This is a genomic window from Pseudomonas sp. SJZ080 (assembly GCF_007828295.1).
Lineage (GTDB): Bacteria > Pseudomonadota > Gammaproteobacteria > Pseudomonadales > Pseudomonadaceae > Aquipseudomonas > Aquipseudomonas migulae_A.
In genome coordinates this window covers 1-18,302 of record NZ_VIUK01000004.1, presented here as the reverse complement: position 1 = coordinate 18,302, position 18,302 = coordinate 1, and the positions used below count along the sequence as shown (strand labels likewise).

Annotated in this window: 14 protein-coding genes; 6 read left to right on the top strand and 8 right to left on the bottom strand. The window is 58.0% G+C overall.

Features of this window, described 5'->3' with window-relative positions; genetic code table 11:
• Nucleotides 1-209 precede the first annotated feature (209 nt).
• On the bottom strand, nt 210-1,430 hold the full coding sequence (locus FBY04_RS07175) for an aspartate aminotransferase family protein (RefSeq protein ID WP_084322774.1): 1,221 nt from the start codon (nt 1,428-1,430) through the stop codon (nt 210-212).
• Between the two features lie 287 nt (nt 1,431-1,717).
• Between FBY04_RS07175 and FBY04_RS07170 the strand changes: the two genes are divergently transcribed.
• Nucleotides 1,718-6,433, top strand: a complete 4,716-nt coding sequence (locus FBY04_RS07170) for a dermonecrotic toxin domain-containing protein (RefSeq protein WP_145314869.1) — start codon at nt 1,718-1,720, stop codon at nt 6,431-6,433.
• 33 nt (nt 6,434-6,466) lie between these two features.
• Here FBY04_RS07170 and argR read toward each other — a convergent pair whose 3' ends face one another.
• The 7 genes from argR to acs form a co-directional block, all read right to left on the bottom strand.
• Nucleotides 6,467-7,447 carry a transcriptional regulator ArgR gene (gene argR, locus FBY04_RS07165; RefSeq protein ID WP_145314868.1) on the bottom strand — a complete coding sequence of 327 codons (981 nt, stop codon included), beginning with the start codon at nt 7,445-7,447 and terminating at the stop codon, nt 6,467-6,469.
• 234 nt (nt 7,448-7,681) lie between these two features.
• Nucleotides 7,682-8,446 (bottom strand): ABC transporter ATP-binding protein, encoded by a 765-nt coding sequence (locus FBY04_RS07160; protein ID WP_033056742.1) that lies wholly within the window; start codon nt 8,444-8,446, stop codon nt 7,682-7,684.
• 27 nt (nt 8,447-8,473) lie between these two features.
• The gene (locus FBY04_RS07155; RefSeq protein WP_145314867.1) at nt 8,474-9,598 is read right to left on the bottom strand and encodes a M14 family metallopeptidase; all 1,125 of its coding nucleotides are present in this window, start codon (nt 9,596-9,598) and stop codon (nt 8,474-8,476) included.
• 1 nt (nt 9,599) lies between these two features.
• On the bottom strand, nt 9,600-10,298 hold the full coding sequence (locus FBY04_RS07150) for an ABC transporter permease (RefSeq protein ID WP_084322770.1): 699 nt from the start codon (nt 10,296-10,298) through the stop codon (nt 9,600-9,602).
• On the bottom strand, nt 10,295-10,984 hold the full coding sequence (locus FBY04_RS07145; protein ID WP_017340229.1) for an ABC transporter permease: 690 nt from the start codon (nt 10,982-10,984) through the stop codon (nt 10,295-10,297). The genes FBY04_RS07150 and FBY04_RS07145 overlap by 4 nt, the downstream gene beginning before the upstream one ends.
• Nucleotides 10,985-11,075: 91 nt before the next feature.
• Entirely contained in the window at nt 11,076-11,849 is a 774-nt protein-coding gene (locus FBY04_RS07140; protein ID WP_084322769.1) for an ABC transporter substrate-binding protein, read from the bottom strand.
• 700 nt (nt 11,850-12,549) lie between these two features.
• On the bottom strand, nt 12,550-14,505 hold the full coding sequence (gene acs, locus FBY04_RS07135) for an acetate--CoA ligase (RefSeq protein ID WP_145314866.1): 1,956 nt from the start codon (nt 14,503-14,505) through the stop codon (nt 12,550-12,552).
• 238 nt (nt 14,506-14,743) lie between these two features.
• Here acs and FBY04_RS07130 point away from each other — a divergent pair, with 238 nt between their 5' ends.
• The 5 genes from FBY04_RS07130 to FBY04_RS07110 all read left to right on the top strand — a co-directional run bounded on the left by FBY04_RS07130 (nt 14,744) and on the right by FBY04_RS07110 (nt 18,221).
• Nucleotides 14,744-14,977, top strand: a complete 234-nt coding sequence (locus FBY04_RS07130) for a hypothetical protein (RefSeq protein ID WP_145314865.1) — start codon at nt 14,744-14,746, stop codon at nt 14,975-14,977.
• Nucleotides 14,978-14,991: 14 nt separating this feature from the next.
• Nucleotides 14,992-15,255 carry a DUF2790 domain-containing protein gene (locus FBY04_RS07125; RefSeq protein WP_145314864.1) on the top strand — a complete coding sequence of 88 codons (264 nt, stop codon included), beginning with the start codon at nt 14,992-14,994 and terminating at the stop codon, nt 15,253-15,255.
• Between the two features lie 235 nt (nt 15,256-15,490).
• Nucleotides 15,491-15,805, top strand: coding sequence for a hypothetical protein (locus FBY04_RS07120; RefSeq protein ID WP_084322766.1), 315 nt, complete (start codon nt 15,491-15,493; stop codon nt 15,803-15,805).
• Nucleotides 15,806-16,322: 517 nt separating this feature from the next.
• Entirely contained in the window at nt 16,323-17,573 is a 1,251-nt protein-coding gene (locus FBY04_RS07115; protein WP_084322765.1) for a ribonucleotide-diphosphate reductase subunit beta, read from the top strand.
• 102 nt (nt 17,574-17,675) lie between these two features.
• The gene (locus tag FBY04_RS07110; protein WP_145314863.1) at nt 17,676-18,221 is read left to right on the top strand and encodes a hypothetical protein; all 546 of its coding nucleotides are present in this window, start codon (nt 17,676-17,678) and stop codon (nt 18,219-18,221) included.
• Nucleotides 18,222-18,302: the final 81 nt, after the last annotated feature.

The window sequence follows — 18,302 nt, the reverse complement described above, 5'->3', positions numbered from 1 at the left end:
GACCCGTTTGGTCGACGTGGGAAAAAAACCGGGTTGGCGCTGAAACACCTTTGTAGGAGCCGGCTTGCTGGCGATGCGACCGGTTGATCGCCGCAAGGCTTTCGGGCCTCATCGCCAGCAAGCCGGCTCCTACAGGGGGAATGCGTCAGGGCGAACCCGGCATAAAAATTGGGTTCGACGCCTGAAATCATCAGGCGTCGAAGGGTCTATCAGGCTTGTGTCAGTTTCGCCGCAGCGCGTTCGAAACGGTCCAGACCTTCGTCGATGTCCGCATCTTCCACCACCAGGCTTGGCGCAAAACGCACCACGTCCGGGCCGGCTTGCAGCACCATCAGGCCTTCACGTTCGGCAGCGTTGAAGATGTCCTTGGCCTTGCCTTTCCAGGCATCGCTCAGCACACAACCGATCAACAGGCCCATGCCGCGGACCTTGGTGAACAGGCCGTATTTTTCGCCGATCTGTTCCAGGCGCGCCTTGAACTTGTCGTGCTTGGCCTTGACGCCAGCCAGCACTTCAGGGGTGTTGATCACGTCAATTACCGCTTCGGCGACTGCACACGCCAGCGGGTTGCCGCCGTACGTGGTGCCGTGGGTGCCGACGACCAAGTGCTTGGCCAGGTCTTCGGTGGTCAGCATCGCCGCGATCGGGAAACCGCCGCCCAGGCTCTTCGCGCTGGTCAGGATGTCCGGGACCACGCCGTATTGCTGGTAGGCGAACAACTTGCCGGTACGGCCCATGCCAGTCTGCACTTCGTCGAAGATCAGCAGCGCGTTGTGCGCGGTGCAGAGGTCACGGGCGCCTTGCAGGTATTGGAGCTCGGCCGGGATCACACCGCTCTCGCCCTGGATCGGTTCCAGGACCACAGCGCAGGTCTTGTCGGAAATGGCGGCTTTGAGCGCGGCCAGATCGTTGTAGGGCACATGGGTGATGCCAGTGATTTTCGGACCGAAACCGTCGGAATACTTCGACTGGCCACCGACGTTCACGGTGAACAGGGTACGGCCGTGGAAGCTGTTGAGCGCGGCGATGATTTCATACTTCTCGCTGCCGAACCGATCGAAACCGACACGACGGGCCAGCTTGAAAGCGGCCTCGTTGGCTTCGGCGCCGGAGTTGCAGAAGAACGCACGCTCGGCAAAGGTCGCGTTGATCAGCTTATGCGCCAGGCGCAGGGCCGGCTCATTGGTGAACACGTTGGAAACGTGCCACAGCTTGTTTGCCTGTTCGGTCAAGGCAGCGACCAGCGCAGGGTGTGCATGACCCAATACGTTTACGGCAATCCCGCCGGCGAAGTCGATCAGCTCGCGACCAGACTGGTCCCAAACGCGGGAACCGGCGCCACGCACAGGAATGAAAGCGGCTGGCGAATAGTTGGGAACCATTACCTGGTCGAAATCGGCGCGTTCTACCGCAGCGTGCTCAACGGACATCGGAGTCTCCTGAAGAGGAACACTCGCCTGAAACTGGCGAGCTTGGTGAGGATTGTAAGGACAGTTTTCAGCCCGGCCTTGCCGCCAAGCGACAACTTCTTATAGCGCAAACCCCGGATTTTCCCGGGTTTACGGCAATGCGACATATACCGTCGCAAAGGCGCAGTTTAAACCGGCGGCACAGGTTACAGGCAGGCTTGTCGACCGGTGCGGTAAATATGTACCGCACGTCATGCGTCATCGTCTGTTTTCCTTGGCTTCCATCCAGACGCTAAGGGACTAGCGCAATGATTCAGCATGAACCCGAGCTTATTGCTCAGCCAGACGCGCATTTCCAGCATGCGTTCAACAATCTGCCCGATTGGGTCTTGAAAGCATCACCCGCAACACGCATGGCACTGAAAAGCGCCCGCATTGAAGTACCTGACTGGCACGCTACGGCGACCCGCCAGCAACACCTGGCACTAAAAACCGCCAGCGCGACACACCTTGTCCAGCGCAATCGACTGGAATCAATGCTGGATAACCTGCAGAACGCCCAGGAGTTTGCCGAACCGCTTCTGCGTGACGCGCTGAAAACCCGCTTCGGCCTGGACCTGGACGTCAAGACGACCTTCCTGCGCCTGTACATCCCGCAAACGATCCCATGGTTCCCGATCAAAACCGGTGCTGCGCGCACCTGGACGGTTTCACTGCTCGACGCGGCGCTGCACAATTTTCAGGATTCGGAGACCGAGGCGAATGCTTATGAGTCAGCCTCGACGTTCATCACCCAACCTTCGCCCACGGGACAGTTCGATACATTGCCGGCGATCAAGCGCCGACTCTCCATTCAGGGCTTCACAAGGTTGTGCAGGGAACTGGATATCGGCGCTCAGTACGAGACTTACCTCAAAGACAATCTGGGGTTTACCAATCCGGTCGCAGGCGCGGTGTTGAAGGCGGGCGTCATTGCGACGCACAAGGCTGCCCTTCGATCCGCACTGCAACTGGCTCTTGCCCGCAAAGATGTGCCGATCGATGCGTATCGCTCGATTCTCGACATCGTCGAGGGCCACGAAAACGTGTGGCTGGACAACTGGCGGCTGCACTGTAATGACTTGAGCATGATGTCCTCATTGCTGACCGGCATCGTCATTTTCGCGCCGAAGCTTGAACTCAGATCGCAAGCATCGCGGATCATTGTTTACATTCCCGACGATCCGGAACATCCGCTCAAACAGTACCCCGACACCCTGTCGTTCATGACAGACCTGACCCGCAAACTGCGCTCGCCCGCCTACCAGACATTCTTCAGCCGCTTCGTCGACCACCCGCAAAGGGGTTACTTTTTCGCCGACCTCAACCGCCGGCTCAGTACCGTGACCTGGCATGAACACCAGCATGGCGATCCACTGCCGAGCTGGCGCGACACGCCCATCGACAAGCCCAACCTGCAGTTCGCGGTGACTCCGATAAAAGCCGGCCTGTGGACTTACCTCTATCAACAGCAACTGAACAAGATCCTCAATGACGCGCGCTCCGTCGCGGTCTCGACCGCCAGTGCCGACCGAACCGCGCGATGGGCGGCGTGGGACGCCTTCAGTCGTGTCGCCAAAACGATTCTTGAAGTGGCGTCGTTCGTGGCCCTGCCTTTTGTTCCGTTCCTGGGTGAATTGATGCTGGCCTACATGGCCTACCAAGTGCTCGACGAAACCTTCGAAGGCATCATCGATTGGGCCGAAGGCCTGAAAACAGAAGCCTTCGAACAGCTGATGTCGATCGTCGAGACCGTGGTTCAGCTCGGAACCTTCGCCGTGGGCGGTGCCATGGCGGCCGGTGCGTTCAACCGCCTCCTGTCGCGCGAAACGCTGGAGTTGATCGCGCCATTGAAAGCCATCCAGCCAACCGTGGGCAAAACCCGATACTGGAGACCGGATCTCGCGCCTTACGAGCAATCCGTCGCGTTGCCTCCGCAAGCCAGACCCGATCATCTGGGCCTGTATCAACATGAGGGCAAAACGCTGCTGCGCCTCGAAGACACGCTCTATCGCGTCAAACCGGATAGCGAGACCGGTCAATTCCAGATCGAGCATCCGAAGCGCGATGATGCTTACCAGCCTCCCCTGCGACACAACCAGCATGGCGCCTGGCAGACCGCATTGGACCAGCCCCTGATGTGGGACCGGGAAACCGTGCTGCGCCGCCTCGGCTACAGCGTCGAATCATTCAGCGGTGCCGAGCGCGAGCAAATCCTGCAGATCAGTGGCTTCCACGACAATGTGTTGCGCGAAATGCACGTCGAGAACCTCCGCCCGCCCTCGCTGCTGACCGACACGATCAAACGTTTCAAAATCGACCGGGACATTCAGGCCCTGGTCGAGCAAACCGGCAGCGACCATCCCGAACGCTATCAAGCCTTGAACCAGCGCAAGTCGCTGTTCGAATCGCGCTACCGCGAACAGGAAAAAACCGATGATCCGCAGGTTCAACTCCTGCTCGGCGAAGCACCCGGCTTACCGACAGACATTGCGCAAGAACTGGTGAGCAACACCACCGGCACCGAGCTGATGCAACTGCACGACGGCCGCGTGCCTCAGCGTCTCAAGGACGTGGCACTCAAAGCCATGGAGGCGGTACGCGTCGCCAGAGCTTACGAAGGGTTTTACATCGAGGACATGGACACGACAGACACCCATCGTCTGGCACTGCACAGCCTAGAGTCGCTGCCCGGCTGGCCTGCTGATTTGCGCATCGAGGTCAGGGAGTATTCCCATGACGGGACCTTGCGCGACAGCATTGGCCAGACCGACGCGCCCACTCTCAGGACAGTGGTGCACGCGCAGGACGGCACTTATCAGGTCTACGAGAATGCGGCATTGGCTGGCGACTTTTATCGAGCCATCCTCACGGCGTTACCGGACGCCGAACGGAACGCGCTGGGTCTTTCAATCGACGACGGCCCGACATTCAAACAACGGATTGCCGAGCACGCGCTGAGCAAACCGGAGTTGCGCACACTGCTTGTAAAACATCCCCATCGGAAACCGTTCTATGATCCGACGACCATGCGCCTGCCCGGAGGTACGCAGGGGTACAGTCGCAATGCCGGCCCGATGCCGACCCTCAATGACAGGGTTCGCGAGGTGTATCCGAGCCTGAACACCGAGGAACTCCAGTCCGTCGTCGCGCATTTGCAACGCCACCCAGATGGCGCTCGCGTAGAGCTTTCCCGTCTCAGCCGGGAACTCGAGCGCCTGCATGTAGAGCTGGAAGCCTGGGTAAATGCCTCCCCCCAACTGCACCCCGAGACCGGGCTTCCACTGAGCGACCTGCAACGCCAGGCCCAACAGCACAATCGTCGCCTGTTGGCTCAGGAAATCCAGCGCAGCTGGCGTCGTCAATCCCCCCGGGACCTGGACTTTCCTGGAAGCAATGAACGTTATGTACTGAGGTTCGAGGAGCCGATTCTCGGCGAGCTGCCCGTTCTGAGCGCCGACTTCAGCCACGTCTCAATGCTTGCCCTCGAAGGCCATCATGCGGAACAAGGCATTCACGGTTTTCTGTCACGCTTCACGCATCTGCGTCGCCTCGACTTGCGCCGTTTCTCCCTGACCACACTGCCCGACGCCATCCCGACAATGACAAACCTGGATGCATTGGTGCTCAACGAATGCCGCATCAGGTTTGACGCCGTCGCCTGGTCAAAACTGTCCTCATTGAAAAAACTGGTGATGCTGGACCTGTTTCGCAATCCTTTCGAAACAGCCCCCGATATCGACTCACTCCCTGAGCTCGTGCACCTGGATTTGAGCGAAACCGGCCTGACGGGAATTCCCGGTACCGCCCTGCACCACCCGACGCTCGACACCCTCATGCTGACAAACAACAACATCACCGAACTGTCTCCCGAGCTGTTCGAGAGTCCGATATGTGACAAACGAGGCGTGCACCTTTCGCACAACCCGCTGACCGCAAGCGCACGGCAACTCGTCAAACTTCACTACCTCGAAACCTCCTACGATTTGGGCGTCTATGCCCCCGAGGCGGATATCGAGCGAGTCAGGGCGCTCTATCCGCATATGGAAATCGAGCAGGCCAGCGAGTTCGTCTACGAACTGCCTGGCACTCTGGAAAATGGCCGGGCAGAGCTGACCTTGCTGGAAGCAGAACTTGCCCGGTTGAGCAATGATCTGTCTGCCTGGACAGCCGATTTGCCGCCGCTTCATCCGGTGACGGGCGAACCGTTCAATGCTTTCCAATTGTTTGCCGAGCAAGCAAACCGCGACGCGTTCAAGGATGCGCTGGAGCGGTGCTGGCGACACGAGACCGAACTGGATGATTTCAATGATGCACTTGAGCCAACGTTTGAACTGGCCATCAATTACCCCATCAATGGGGAACTGCCGACAATCAGCGCCGACTTCAGTCATGTGTCAGCGCTAGAGCTGCAAAGTGTTGGTGGCGTTACGCGCATCGGGCGTTTCCTGGAGTCCTTCCCCAACCTGAAGAGCCTGAGGCTGCGTGACTACTACCTCGGCAATATTCCGCAAGCGGTGTTCAAGATGGGTCGACTGAGGTCTCTGTCGCTTCCCAACTGCCGCGTCAGTTTGTCAGCAGAATCGGTCAGCGCGCTGGCCGGAATGGAACTGCTCGACTATCTCGACCTGGGGTACAACGCTCTCGGATACACGCCCGATCTGAGTCAGATGCCGGGCCTGGCCACGGTTCTGCTCAATGACACCGGTCTCACAGAAATACCCAATGGCCTGCTGCAACTGACGGACCTGGACTGGGCTGACCTGAGCACCAATGCAATCACCGAAGTGCCCAGCGACCTGATGGAGTTACCCGTGGAGGTAGCAGAAAACATCACGCTGAGAAACAACCCGCTCTCGGAGGAAAGCCTGTCGAGGCTGATCAGCTACTACGAACGCTCGCGCGTGGACTTTAGCGTGGAAGAGGTGATCAACCAGGGTCAAATGGAGCTTTCCACCTCTGAAAGCTCCGAGATCGAGGCATAAATCAGTGTTTGGTTGCGGGCGTGGAAGGCTTATTCACCCACGCTCGGACGGCACCGACGACAACTCGAACGGACTGCTGCTGCGCCGCTGGTTGCGATCTTCCCGCGGCGTGGCGCCGAAGAAGTTGCGATAGGCGCTGGAGAAATGCGGCCCCGAAGAGAAGCCACACGACAGGCCGATCTGGATGATCGACTTGCTGGTTTGCATCAACATCTGCCGGGCCTTGTTCAGGCGCAGTTCCAGGTAGTACTGGCTCGGCACGCGGTTGAGGTATTGCTTGAAGATGCGCTCCAGCTGCCGACGGGACACGCACACATGTTGGGCGATTTCGTCGGTGGTCAGCGGCTCTTCGATGTTGGCTTCCATCAGCAACACCGCCTGGGTGAGCTTCGGATGGCTGGAACCGAGGCGATTCTGCAGCGGAATGCGCTGGCGTTCACCGCCTTCACGGATGCGTTCGACCACCAGTTCTTCGGACACGGCGCCGGCGAGTTCAGCACCGTGATCACGGGCCAGCACGGCCAGCAACAGATCGAGTACCGACAAGCCGCCGCACGCGGTCAGGCGATCGCGATCCCAATCGAACAGATGACTGGTGGCGATGACTTTCGGGAAACGCTCGGCGAAATCGTCCTGCCAGCGCCAATGCACGGCGGCGCGATAACCATCGAGCAAACCGAGCTGCGCCAACGGGTAGACACCGGCCGACAGACCGCCAATCACGCAACCGGCACGCACCAGTTGTTTCAACGCACTGCTGAGCGCCGGCGCGAGCGTGGTCGGCGGCTCATCGGCGAGCAGGAACAGTTTCTGGAAGTTTTCGAGCTTGCCGGCCCAGGGTTCACCCGGCAATTGCCAGGCGCCTTCGGCCGGCGGTTCGGCCTGCAAGAACGACAGTTCGTAGACCACGTCCGGATGCACACGCTGGGCAACACGCAAGGCCTCCTCAGCCAGCGTAAGCGTCAGTGCTTTAGTGCTGGGCCAAATCAGGAAACCAATTCGATGGGCAGTCATGGGCGAGCGATCCGAAGCGAAGAACAGTGATGAAGGCATGGGCCAATGCTAGCCCGGAAACGAACACAAATCTCAAAACCTGTAGGAGCCGGCTTGCTGGCGATAGCGGCGGGCCAGTTTGCATATCCGGCACAGACATACCGTCATCGCCAGCAAGCCGGCTCCTACAGGGATAGGGGCCAGCCTTTAGGTTGCGAAGCATGCACTATCCCGGTGCGCAACGGGAGTTCGGTTTTACTTGAGGCTGCCCGAGAGGAATTGTTGCAAACGCTCGGACTGCGGATTGACCAGCACTTCACGCGGGTTGCCGCTTTCTTCGACGACACCTTTGTGTAGGAACACCAGCTGGTTCGACACTTCACGGGCGAAGCCCATTTCGTGCGTGACCACCACCATGGTCCGGCCTTCCAGCGCCAGGGCCTGCATCACCTTCAGCACGTCGCCGACCAGTTCCGGGTCGAGGGCCGAGGTCGGTTCGTCGAACAGCATCACCTCAGGTTCCATCGCCAGCGCACGGGCAATCGCCACGCGCTGCTGCTCACCGCCGGACATGTGGCCCGGGTAAGCATCTTTACGATGCGCCACGCCGACTTTGTTCAGGTAGTGCTCGGCCTTCTCGCGGGCTTCAGCCTTGGACATGCCGAGCACGTGGACCGGCGCTTCCATGATGTTTTCCAGCGCAGTCATGTGCGACCACAGGTTGAAATGCTGGAACACCATCGACAGGCGCGAACGCATGCGTTGCAGCTGTTTCGGGTCGGCGGCCTTCAGCGCACCGTCCTTGTTCGCCACCAGCTTCAACTCTTCGTTGTTGAGCAGAATCCTGCCGGCGTGCGGCTGCTCCAGCAGGTTGATGCAGCGCAGAAAGGTACTTTTGCCGGAGCCACTGGAGCCGATGATGCTGATCACATCGCCAGCCGCCGCTTTCAGGGACACGCCCTTGAGCACTTCGTGACTGCCATAGCGTTTATGCAGGTCTTGGACTTCAAGTTTGTACATGCGGTCGGTTCTCACAAAAACAGTCAGTCAGTCGTTGAGCAAGCGCCCGTGACGCAGCGCTTCGCGCCCCGCCACCTTGGCCAGCCAGAAACCGGGTTGGGCATAACGCAGCCGTTCAATGGCAAACAGCACCCCGGACGTACCAGCACACACCGTGCTGACCCGATCCGATAACGGATCGATCACTTCGAAAATCTCATCGCCGGCTTCGATCCACTCGCCGGGTTTACGCAAGAAACTGATCACGCCCGGATGCGGCGCAAACAGCAATTCGGTGCCTTCGAACGGCATGCCTTCGCAAGCTTCTTGCGCAGGCTTGGGCCATTCGCCACTGATCAGGCCTTGCTCGGCAAGAAACGCGAGAATGCCTTCAGCGTAAGCGCAGGCGTCAGCGCGACCGGTGTCGGCCTGCCCCCCTAATTCAATGGTAGTCGCCAGACACGCCAGTGGAATCTGCGCTTCCGGGAACTGACGCGACAAACGCAGCCACGGCAGCGAGCACGCTTCGTCGAAAGAGCTGCCGCCGGAATCTTCCGCCAGCAAACCCACCTTCACATTCAGGTGCGCAGCGAGCGAACGCCATTGCGGCCAGTGTTGCGGCAAGGCGTACATGTGCAGCGCTGCTTCGGCGTCGCAATGCAGATCAAGCACGACGTCGGCGGTGCAGGCATGGCTGAGCAGTACGCGCTGCATGCCTTGCAACTGGCTGCTGGCCTCCGGCAATGCCGCCAGGTGATCGCTCATGGCCTGACGGATCAAGCGGATATTGGCGTGCGGATCATCGCCCAGGTGCCCTTCCAGCTCGGCGGCCACTGGTGCGCTCAGCTCGACGAAGTCCCGGTTGAAGTTCTTGCCGCTACCGGCTTCGAAACGACCTTGGTGATTGCCTTGAAGCAGTTGACCGAGGCCCAGTGGATTGGCCACCGGCACCAGCTCGATCACACCGTTGAGCAAGCCTTGGGCTTCGAGCTCGGTCAGGCGCTTTTTCAGCTCCCAGGCCGTGCGCATCCCCGGCAATTCATCGGCGTGCAGGCTGGCCTGGATATAGGCCTTGCGCCCGCCACTGCGCTCCCTGTTGCCAAAACAGAACACCGAAATCTGGCGTTCGCTGCCCAGGTGGCTCCACGGCAATGCATGATCGATACGTTCCATATCAGTGCTTCCGCGGGGCCAGGTAGCCCAGCCAGCGGCGCTCGGCCAGTTTGAACAGCTTCACCAGAATGAAGGTCAGGCACAGGTAGAACACGCCGGCGGTGATGTAGGCTTCGAACGGCAGGTAGAACTGAGCGTTGACCGTGCGCGCGGCGCCGGTGATGTCGATCAGGGTCACGATGGACGCCAGACTGGTGGTCTGCAACATCATGATCACTTCGTTGCTGTACTGCGGCAGCGCGCGGCGCAGGGCCGATGGCAGCAGAATCCGCTTGTACATCTTGAAGCGCGACATGCCCATCGCCTTGGCCGCTTCGATCTCACCGTTCGGCGTAGCGCGCAGGCTGCCGGCGATGATTTCCGCGGTGTAGGCGCTGGTGTTGATCGCGAAGGCCAGGCACGCACAGAACGTCGCGCTGGACAGCCACGGCCACAGGAAGCTTTCACGTACCGCTTCGAATTGCGCCAGCCCGTAGTAGATCAAAAACAGCTGCACCAGCATCGGCGTGCCGCGGATCACGTAGGTGAAGAGCCAGGCCGTCATGTTGACGACTGCGTTCTTCGAGACGCGCATCAGCCCCAGCGGCAAGGCCGCCAGCAGACCGAAAAACAGCGACAGCGCGAGCAATTTGAGGGTGGTTACCAGGCCGCCGAAGTACAGCGGCAAGGCCTCCCAAATGACGTTGTAGTCGAAGATCATAGATCAGCCGCCCTTACGCCTACCGAGTAGCGCTTCTCAAGGTGACGCAATGCCAGCAACGAGACACTGGTGATCACCAGGTACATCGCCGCCACTGCGAGGAAGAAGGTGAAAGGCTCGCGGGTGGCATCTGCCGCCTGCTTGGCCTTGAACATCATGTCTTGCAGACCCACCACCGAAATCAGCGCGGTAGCCTTGGTCAGTACCAGCCAGTTGTTGGTGAAGCCCGGAATCGCCAGACGAATCATCTGCGGCACCAACACCCGGAAGAACACCTGAAAACTGCTCATGCCGTACGCCATGCCGGCTTCGGCCTGCCCCTTCGGAATCGCCATGAAGGCACCACGGAAGGTTTCCGACAGGTACGCACCGAAGATGAAGCCCAGGGTGCCGATACCGGCGGCCAACGGGTTCAGGTCGATGTAATCGTCATAGCCCAGCATCGGTGCGACGCGGTTGAGCAGGTCCTGACCACCGTAGAAAATCAGCAGGATCAGCACCAGGTCGGGAATCCCGCGGATCACCGTGGAATACAGGTCGCCCAGCCAGGCCAGCCAGCGCACCGGGGAAAGACGCAGCGCAACGCCGATCAGCCCCAGAAGGATGGCCAGGGCCATGGACGACAAGGCGAGCTGAAGCGTCAGCCATGCGCCATCGAGGATGACAGCCCCGTAGCCTTTCAACATGATTCAGGTCCTCGAAAGTTGGGATGAAAAAATGGCGCAAACCTCAGAGATCCTGCTGCTTGCGCCATTTCGGACTTGTCGCCGGGACGTGTTACTTGCCGTAGATATCGAAGGCGAAGTACTTGTCCTGGATTTGCTTGTATTTGCCGTTCTCGCGAATGGCGGTGATCGCGGTGTTGATCTTGTCTTTCAGCGCGTCACCCTTGCGAACCGCGATGCCTACGCCGTCGCCGAAGTATTTGACGTCGGTGAAGGCCGGGCCCACGAAAGCAAAGCCCTTGCCAGCGTCGGTTTTCAGGAAACCGTCATTGAGCAGCGTAGCGTCTGCCACGGTGCCGTCGAGGCGACCGGCAGCCACGTCGAGGTAGATTTCGTTCTGCGAACCGTACGGCTTGACCTCGGCACCCAGCGGGGCCAGGACTTCGCGGGCGAAACGCTCGTGGATCGAACCACGTTGCACGCCGATGTTCTTGCCCTTCAGCTCGGTCAGGCCTTCGCTGACTTGAGTACCTTCCTTCATGACCAGGCGAGCCGGGGTGTTGTAGTACTTGTTGGTGAAGTCCACGGACTTCTTGCGGTCTTCAGTGATCGACATGGACGACAGGATCGCGTCGATCTTGCGCACTTTGAGTGCCGGGATCAGACCGTCGAACTCTTGCTCGACCCACGTGCACTTGACCTTCATCTCTTCGCACAGAGCGTTGCCGATGTCGTAGTCGAAACCAACGATGCTGCCGTCCGGTGCTTTGGAAGCGAACGGAGGGTAAGCCGCTTCGATGCCAATTTTCAGAGGCTTTTCATCGGCGAAGGTTGGCAGGGACAGCACGGACAGTGCCAGGGCGCCAAGCAGCACGAGTTTCTTCATCTTGGGACTCCATCGGTAAAGGGCTAAAACGGCAGAGTGAGCGACAGCCCAATATGCGAATGAGTAAAACCGGAAAGCGGTTGCTGCGTCCTGGGAAACCGGCGTTGTTTTCAACGCGAGCAACGACGAGCGAGTGATCGGCATTCTAACGACAGGCCCGAAGCCGATATTTCTTCAATGCGACAACAAATTACAGAAGCACCGAGAAAGCCGTTTAGGCACGTTGACAGCCTTGCAATTTCATGCAAGAGCAAAAGACAGTGAACCGATCTATATTGCAAATTGCGGGCCTATTATTGGCAAAGCCTTCTAATCCGGCAAGCCTAGCGTGGGTTCTTATTTTTTTGCCGGGCTGAAATGCATTGATGCGGGGTTAAGGCGTTTCGCAATGCCCCGTATCGGCGCGGGCGGTTACACATTCAGTTACTTGAAGGGGGATGGGTAACAGTGGGAAATGGACTACGGGGGAAGCCGATAATTATTGGCTGGTGTTTATGGGGTGTCTGACAGATCGCCTTCGCGAGCAAGCCCGCTCCCACTGTGGATCTCCGCCGAATACGGGATTTGTGCCCGACTCAAACCCACTGTGGGAGCGGGCTTGCTCGCGAAGAGGCCCGAACGACCAACACAAACCCCTCAGGCATAAAAAAACCCCACCAGGCTCAACACCTGGCAGGGCTTCGATGACGCCGAACGCTACTTATGCAACGTTCATCGTCTTATGCGTATCAATCAAATGCTGCACCACACCCGGATCCGCCAGGGTCGAGATATCCCCCAAGCCATCATATTCAGCGGTCGCAATCTTGCGCAGAATCCGCCGCATGATCTTGCCCGAGCGAGTCTTCGGCAGGCCCGGCGCCCACTGAATCACATCCGGCGAAGCAATCGGGCCGATCTCTTTGCGCACCCAGTTCTTCAATTCCAGACGCAGTTGCTCGCTCGTCTCCTCGCCAGCGTTCAGGGTGACGTAGACATAAATGCCCTGCCCCTTGATGTCGTGCGGAACGCCGACCACGGCCGCCTCGGCGACTTTCGGGTGAGCGACCATCGCGCTTTCGATTTCGGCGGTACCCATACGGTGGCCGGATACGTTGAGCACGTCATCCACGCGACCGGTGATCCAGTAGTAACCGTCTTCGTCACGACGCGCACCGTCACCGGTGAAGTACATGCCACGGAAGGTCTTGAAGTAGGTATCGACAAAACGATCATGGTCGCCATACAGCGTGCGCGCCTGGCCTGGCCACGAATCGAGAATCACCAGGTTGCCCTCGGCGACGCCTTCGATGATGTTGCCCAGGTTGTCGACCAGCGCCGGCACCACGCCGAAGAACGGACGGGCTGCTGAACCAGGTTTCAGCGCGTGAGCGCCCGGCAGCGGGCTCATCATGTTGCCGCCGGTTTCGGTCTGCCACCAGGTATCGACGATCGGGCAACGGGACTTGCCCACATTCTTGTAGTACCAGTCCCACGCTTCCGGGTTGATCGGCTCACCCACAGAACCGAGCAGGCGCAAACTGCTGCCATCAGCACCTTCGACCGCGGCTTGCCCCGAGGCCATCATCGCGCGAATGGCGGTTGGCGCCGTGTAGAGGATGTTGACCTTGTGCTTGTCGACGATCTTCGCCACCCGGGTGATGTCCGGGTAGTTCGGCACGCCTTCGAACAGCAGCGTGGTCGCGCCGTTGGCCAATGGGCCGTAGACGATATAGCTGTGGCCGGTGACCCAGCCGACGTCGGCGGTGCACCAGTAGATTTCGCCCGGGCGGTAGTCGAACACGCGCTCGTGGGTCATGGCCGCGTAAAGCAGGTAGCCGCCGGTGGTGTGCTGCACGCCTTTAGGCTTGCCGGTGGAACCGGAGGTGTAAAGGATGAACAGCGCTTCTTCGGCGCCCATCTCTTTCGGCGCGCAGACACTGCCCGCCACTTTCATCAGGTCTTCAAACCAGATGTCGCGATGCTGGTTCCACTTGATGCTGCCACCGGTGCGCTTGCACACGATGACTTTCTGAATGCTGCTGGTTTCCGGGTTGGTCAGCGCGTCGTCGACGTTGGACTTGAGCGGGATTTTCTTGCCGGCACGAATGCCTTCGTCAGCGGTGATCACCACCTTGGATTTGCAGTCGATGATGCGACCGGCCAGGGCTTCCGGCGAGAAACCACCGAACACCACCGAGTGAATCGCGCCGATCCGGGTGCAGGCCAACATGGCGACCACGGCTTCGGGAATCATCGGCATATAGATAGTCACCACGTCGCCGCGGTGCACATCCTGGCCGCGCAAGGCGTTGGCGAACTTGCAGACTTGTTCGTGCAGCTCGCGGTAGGTGATGTTGCGGCTTTCGGAAGGGTCATCCCCTTCCCAAATGATCGCGACTTGATCGCCGCGCTCGGCCAGATGACGGTCGAGGCAGTTGTAGGAAACGTTCAGGGTGCCGTCGGCGAACCATTTGATATCGACATGGTGATCGTCGAAGGAAGTCTGCTTCACCGTGGTGAATGGCTTGATCCAGTCGAGACGCTTGGCTTGCTCGCGCCAGAAACCATCCGGGTTGACGACCGACTGCTGGTACATCGCCTTGTAGGTCGCCTCGTCAGTTAGCGTGTTGGCCAGAACCTCGGGACGAACGGGATACAGGGAAGCCGCACTCATCTTTCTTACCTCGGTGAAATAGTTGTTTTTGTATGACTCCGTTGTAGCCGGGCCGGGCCTATAGAACCATTCGACGATGGTAGTAACAAGCCCCTACAAATTATCGTGATAAGCCCGCTCAGATACACGCGCCCCCTGTAGGAGCCGGCTTGCTGGCGATGGTCGTCAACGATAACGCACCCATCCTGACACCCCGTGGCGCTCTCGGATTAATCGCCAGCAAGCCGGCTCCTACAAGGTGATGGTCGTTCCGCCAACAGGTTATTCGGTGATTGTTACGAAATCTGTCAAAGGTGTTTATCAAAACCCCACCTATATGAACGCAACCCTCACGCCTAAAATCAGCCTCGCCAACAAGGCAAACCTGATTAACCAAGTTGCAGCCCCCACGAAGGCAGTTAATCAAAAAACACCAGTCATCAAGTTCCACACGCAACCCCAAAAAGGTTGCGTGACCCCACTCGACCTCTAAAAGGTAAAAACGAAATGAAAGCTTTATTAGTTCTGGCCCTCTCCAGCCTGTGCGCAACCGCCATGGCAGACGAGGTCCCGACTGATGTCGCACAGCAACAACCGATCATCGAGGAATACACTTACTCCACTCACCTGGACATCGCCAAAGTTGTCTCCATGAGTGAAATCCCCAATGTGTGCGAAGTGGTCCCCATGAAAATGGAATACGACGACTCCAAAGGCCAACGCCACATTCTGCGCTACAGCGTCATGGGTAACGGCTGCACCAACGGCTGATCACCCGCACGTCCCTAAACGGTTCGACCCAATGCCCGATCATCACACCACCCTGTAGGAGCCGGCTTGCTGGCGATAGCAGTCGACACGATGTTTGAGCTATTGAAGCGCCGAACCGTACAAATCGATTTATTCGATAATTTTAAGCACTAATTTGCGCTTTTTAATCGAATTAATCGGCGTAGTATGAATTCCACACCAAGGCACACAACGCCAACGAACCTGGAGCAACGACATGAAAACCAAACTGATCCTCGCCCTGACCCTGTCTGTACTGGCCGCCAACACCTTCGCCGCCGACGGTTATGACCGCACGGGTTCGGCCACTTTCACCACCGAAGCAGCTGTCGCTTCTGACGGTTACGACCACACCGGCTCGGCCAAAGTCGCCGCTGATGGTGCCGATCACGTCGGTGCAGGCAAACTGGCTTCCGATGGTTTTGATCACACCGGCGCCGCCAAAGTCGCTGCCGACGGTGCCGATCACGTTGGCGCCGCCAGGTTCGCCGCCGATGGCGCAGACCACGTCGGTGCAGCTCGCCTGAGCTGATCATCGAGCGTGACTTTACAGCCCGGCTTCGGTCGGGCTTAGTTGTGTCTGGGGTCACCGAAAATCGGCTCAAAACACAACATGTAGTGAAAAACCCGTTTTTCTGGCTATTTTTTGAACAAAAAAGTAGTGCGTCAAAATTTAGAAAAAAAAATCTGCGCCCGCGATCTCCAGCCAAAGCCCTGTAAACCCTCGCTCCGACCGAAAAACCCGCCTTCTCGACCGCTCCATGCGCGGATTCGCCCCACCACGGCCGCAAAAATTTCCCTATAATGCCGGCTTAAACGGGCCTGCAATATTCCCTTACAGGGATAACAGCCAGTCTGAAGCCCACGCCGAAGTCCTCACCGATTTCTGCGCCCGTCAGAGGCTCTCGGACCCCGTACAAAATTATGTTTATTTGCCTGCGTGTACCGCTGCAAAAAACGCTATCCAACGCGGCCAGTACGGCCGTGTGAAAAACCAACCGATCAGTTTTCACACGGGCATCTGGCCCTCACGCAGGAGACGACACGTCATGCTGAGCTGGGACGAATTCGACAAAGAAGACAGCGGCGAGACCGTGGTAAAAGGCGCCAACGCCGGCCACGCGACTGAAGCCAACATGGACCGACTCGACACCGCTGGTGGTGTCGCCGCTCAAGAAGCTCGCGCCGTAACCGCGACCGACTCTGCCGCTATCGCCCGTGCCAAAGCAGCCCTGGACAACCTCGACATCGCTGAAGGCCTCGCCGAACTCGAAGGCGCCTCCGCCCGCGTCGCCGTTGACGAAAAGCGCATGATCAACTGCCGCGCCGACCTCAACCAACTCGTGCCTTTCAAGTACGACTGGGCCTGGCAGAAGTATCTGGACGGTTGCGCAAACCACTGGATGCCGCAAGAAGTCAACATGACCGCCGACATCGCCCTCTGGAAAGACCCGGAAGGCCTGACCGACGACGAGCGCCGCATCGTCATGCGCAACCTCGGCTTCTTCTCCACCGCCGACTCCCTGGTTGCCAACAACCTGGTCCTGGCCGTGTACCGCCTGATCACCAACCCGGAATGCCGCCAGTACATCCTGCGCCAGGCTTTCGAAGAAGCGATCCACACCCACGCCTACCAGTACTGTATCGAATCGTTGGCCATGGATGAAGGCGAGATCTTCAACATGTACCACGAGATCCCATCGGTCGCGAAAAAAGCCACCTGGGGCCTGAAGTACACCCGTTCGATCTCCGATCCGAAGTTCGAAACCGGCACCGTCGAAACCGATAAAGAACTGCTGCGCAACCTGATCGCCTACTACTGCGTTCTGGAAGGCATCTTCTTCTACTGCGGCTTCACCCAGATCCTCTCCATGGGCCGCCGCAACAAAATGACCGGCGTCGCCGAGCAGTTCCAGTACATCCTGCGCGACGAATCCATGCACCTGAACTTCGGCATCGACGTGATCAACCAGATCAAAATCGAAAACCCGCACCTGTGGGATGCCGAGATGAAGGAAGAAGCTTCGCAGATGATTCTGCAGGGCACTCAGCTGGAAATCGAATACGCGCGGGACACCATGCCTCGCGGCGTGCTGGGCATGAATGCGGCGATGATGGAGGACTACCTCAAGTTTATTGCTAACCGTCGTCTGTCGCAGATTGGGTTGAAGGAAGAGTATCCAGGGACGACTAACCCGTTCCCTTGGATGAGCGAGATTATGGACTTGAAGAAAGAGAAGAATTTCTTTGAGACTCGGGTTATTGAATACCAAACCGGTGGTGCGCTTAGCTGGGATTGATTTCAACATAAACTCATAAAGGCTGCCGTTAGGTGGCCTTTTTTTTATCAAAAAAATTGAGATACTATTTAAACAGTAGAATCACCACAAGGGATTGTCCGCATGGAAAGCGCAACACAAATATTAATACGAACACAACTTACCGAAATACAGGAAAAAGCCGCAGCTCAATGGGTAGATCATGAGCAACACGCAGTGATTGCTATTGTTCGGGCACTTGAAATTGCAGCTGGGGTCGGCCAGTGTGAATATTCATTAATGAACGAAGACCGACTTTATGCCGGATATGGGGCAACAACGGCATTAAAACCATTCTTGGCAAAAATAAAGGATCTACCTGGGCCGATTCCGTGGATGCCCTCCTCGCCAGAAACCAGCAAATTCGCATTCACATACCTCATAACTTGCGGAAAACTATCATATGTATACAGACTCGCTTCACTTGAGCGCTTCGGGTTATCCAAAACACATTCAACTCCAGATGGATCAACAATTGAAGTAGAGGCAGACACTATTGAACTAGCACAAACAACAGCTATAAAATTAGCAGCAATACGACCCACCCCAAACATCCACGACGGTGAAATCACAAAGCGCCAGAACAAAATATTAAGCAAAAAATGTATCAATATGTTGAATCGCCCCTAGTTTCGTAGACACCTCCAAGCCTTAAAATGAGGCCCATTAGGAGGTGCCATGAGCAACCAGCGTTATCCCGAAGAATTCAAA

What these genes read in the sequence shown, in the direction of transcription:
- argR (WP_145314868.1), bottom strand. Translation starts at nt 7,447, where the DNA reads ATGACTGCCCATCGAATTGGTTTCCTGATTTGGCCCAGCACTAAAGCA.
- FBY04_RS07140 (WP_084322769.1), bottom strand. Translation starts at nt 11,849, where the DNA reads ATGAAGAAACTCGTGCTGCTTGGCGCCCTGGCACTGTCCGTGCTGTCC.
- FBY04_RS07150 (WP_084322770.1), bottom strand. Translation starts at nt 10,298, where the DNA reads ATGATCTTCGACTACAACGTCATTTGGGAGGCCTTGCCGCTGTACTTC.
- FBY04_RS07145 (WP_017340229.1), bottom strand. Translation starts at nt 10,984, where the DNA reads ATGTTGAAAGGCTACGGGGCTGTCATCCTCGATGGCGCATGGCTGACG.
- FBY04_RS07170 (WP_145314869.1), top strand. Translation starts at nt 1,718, where the DNA reads ATGATTCAGCATGAACCCGAGCTTATTGCTCAGCCAGACGCGCATTTC.
- acs (WP_145314866.1), bottom strand. Translation starts at nt 14,505, where the DNA reads ATGAGTGCGGCTTCCCTGTATCCCGTTCGTCCCGAGGTTCTGGCCAAC.
- FBY04_RS07125 (WP_145314864.1), top strand. Translation starts at nt 14,992, where the DNA reads ATGAAAGCTTTATTAGTTCTGGCCCTCTCCAGCCTGTGCGCAACCGCC.
- FBY04_RS07115 (WP_084322765.1), top strand. Translation starts at nt 16,323, where the DNA reads ATGCTGAGCTGGGACGAATTCGACAAAGAAGACAGCGGCGAGACCGTG.
- FBY04_RS07160 (WP_033056742.1), bottom strand. Translation starts at nt 8,446, where the DNA reads ATGTACAAACTTGAAGTCCAAGACCTGCATAAACGCTATGGCAGTCAC.
- FBY04_RS07120 (WP_084322766.1), top strand. Translation starts at nt 15,491, where the DNA reads ATGAAAACCAAACTGATCCTCGCCCTGACCCTGTCTGTACTGGCCGCC.
- FBY04_RS07175 (WP_084322774.1), bottom strand. Translation starts at nt 1,430, where the DNA reads ATGTCCGTTGAGCACGCTGCGGTAGAACGCGCCGATTTCGACCAGGTA.
- FBY04_RS07110 (WP_145314863.1), top strand. Translation starts at nt 17,676, where the DNA reads ATGGAAAGCGCAACACAAATATTAATACGAACACAACTTACCGAAATA.
- FBY04_RS07155 (WP_145314867.1), bottom strand. Translation starts at nt 9,598, where the DNA reads ATGGAACGTATCGATCATGCATTGCCGTGGAGCCACCTGGGCAGCGAA.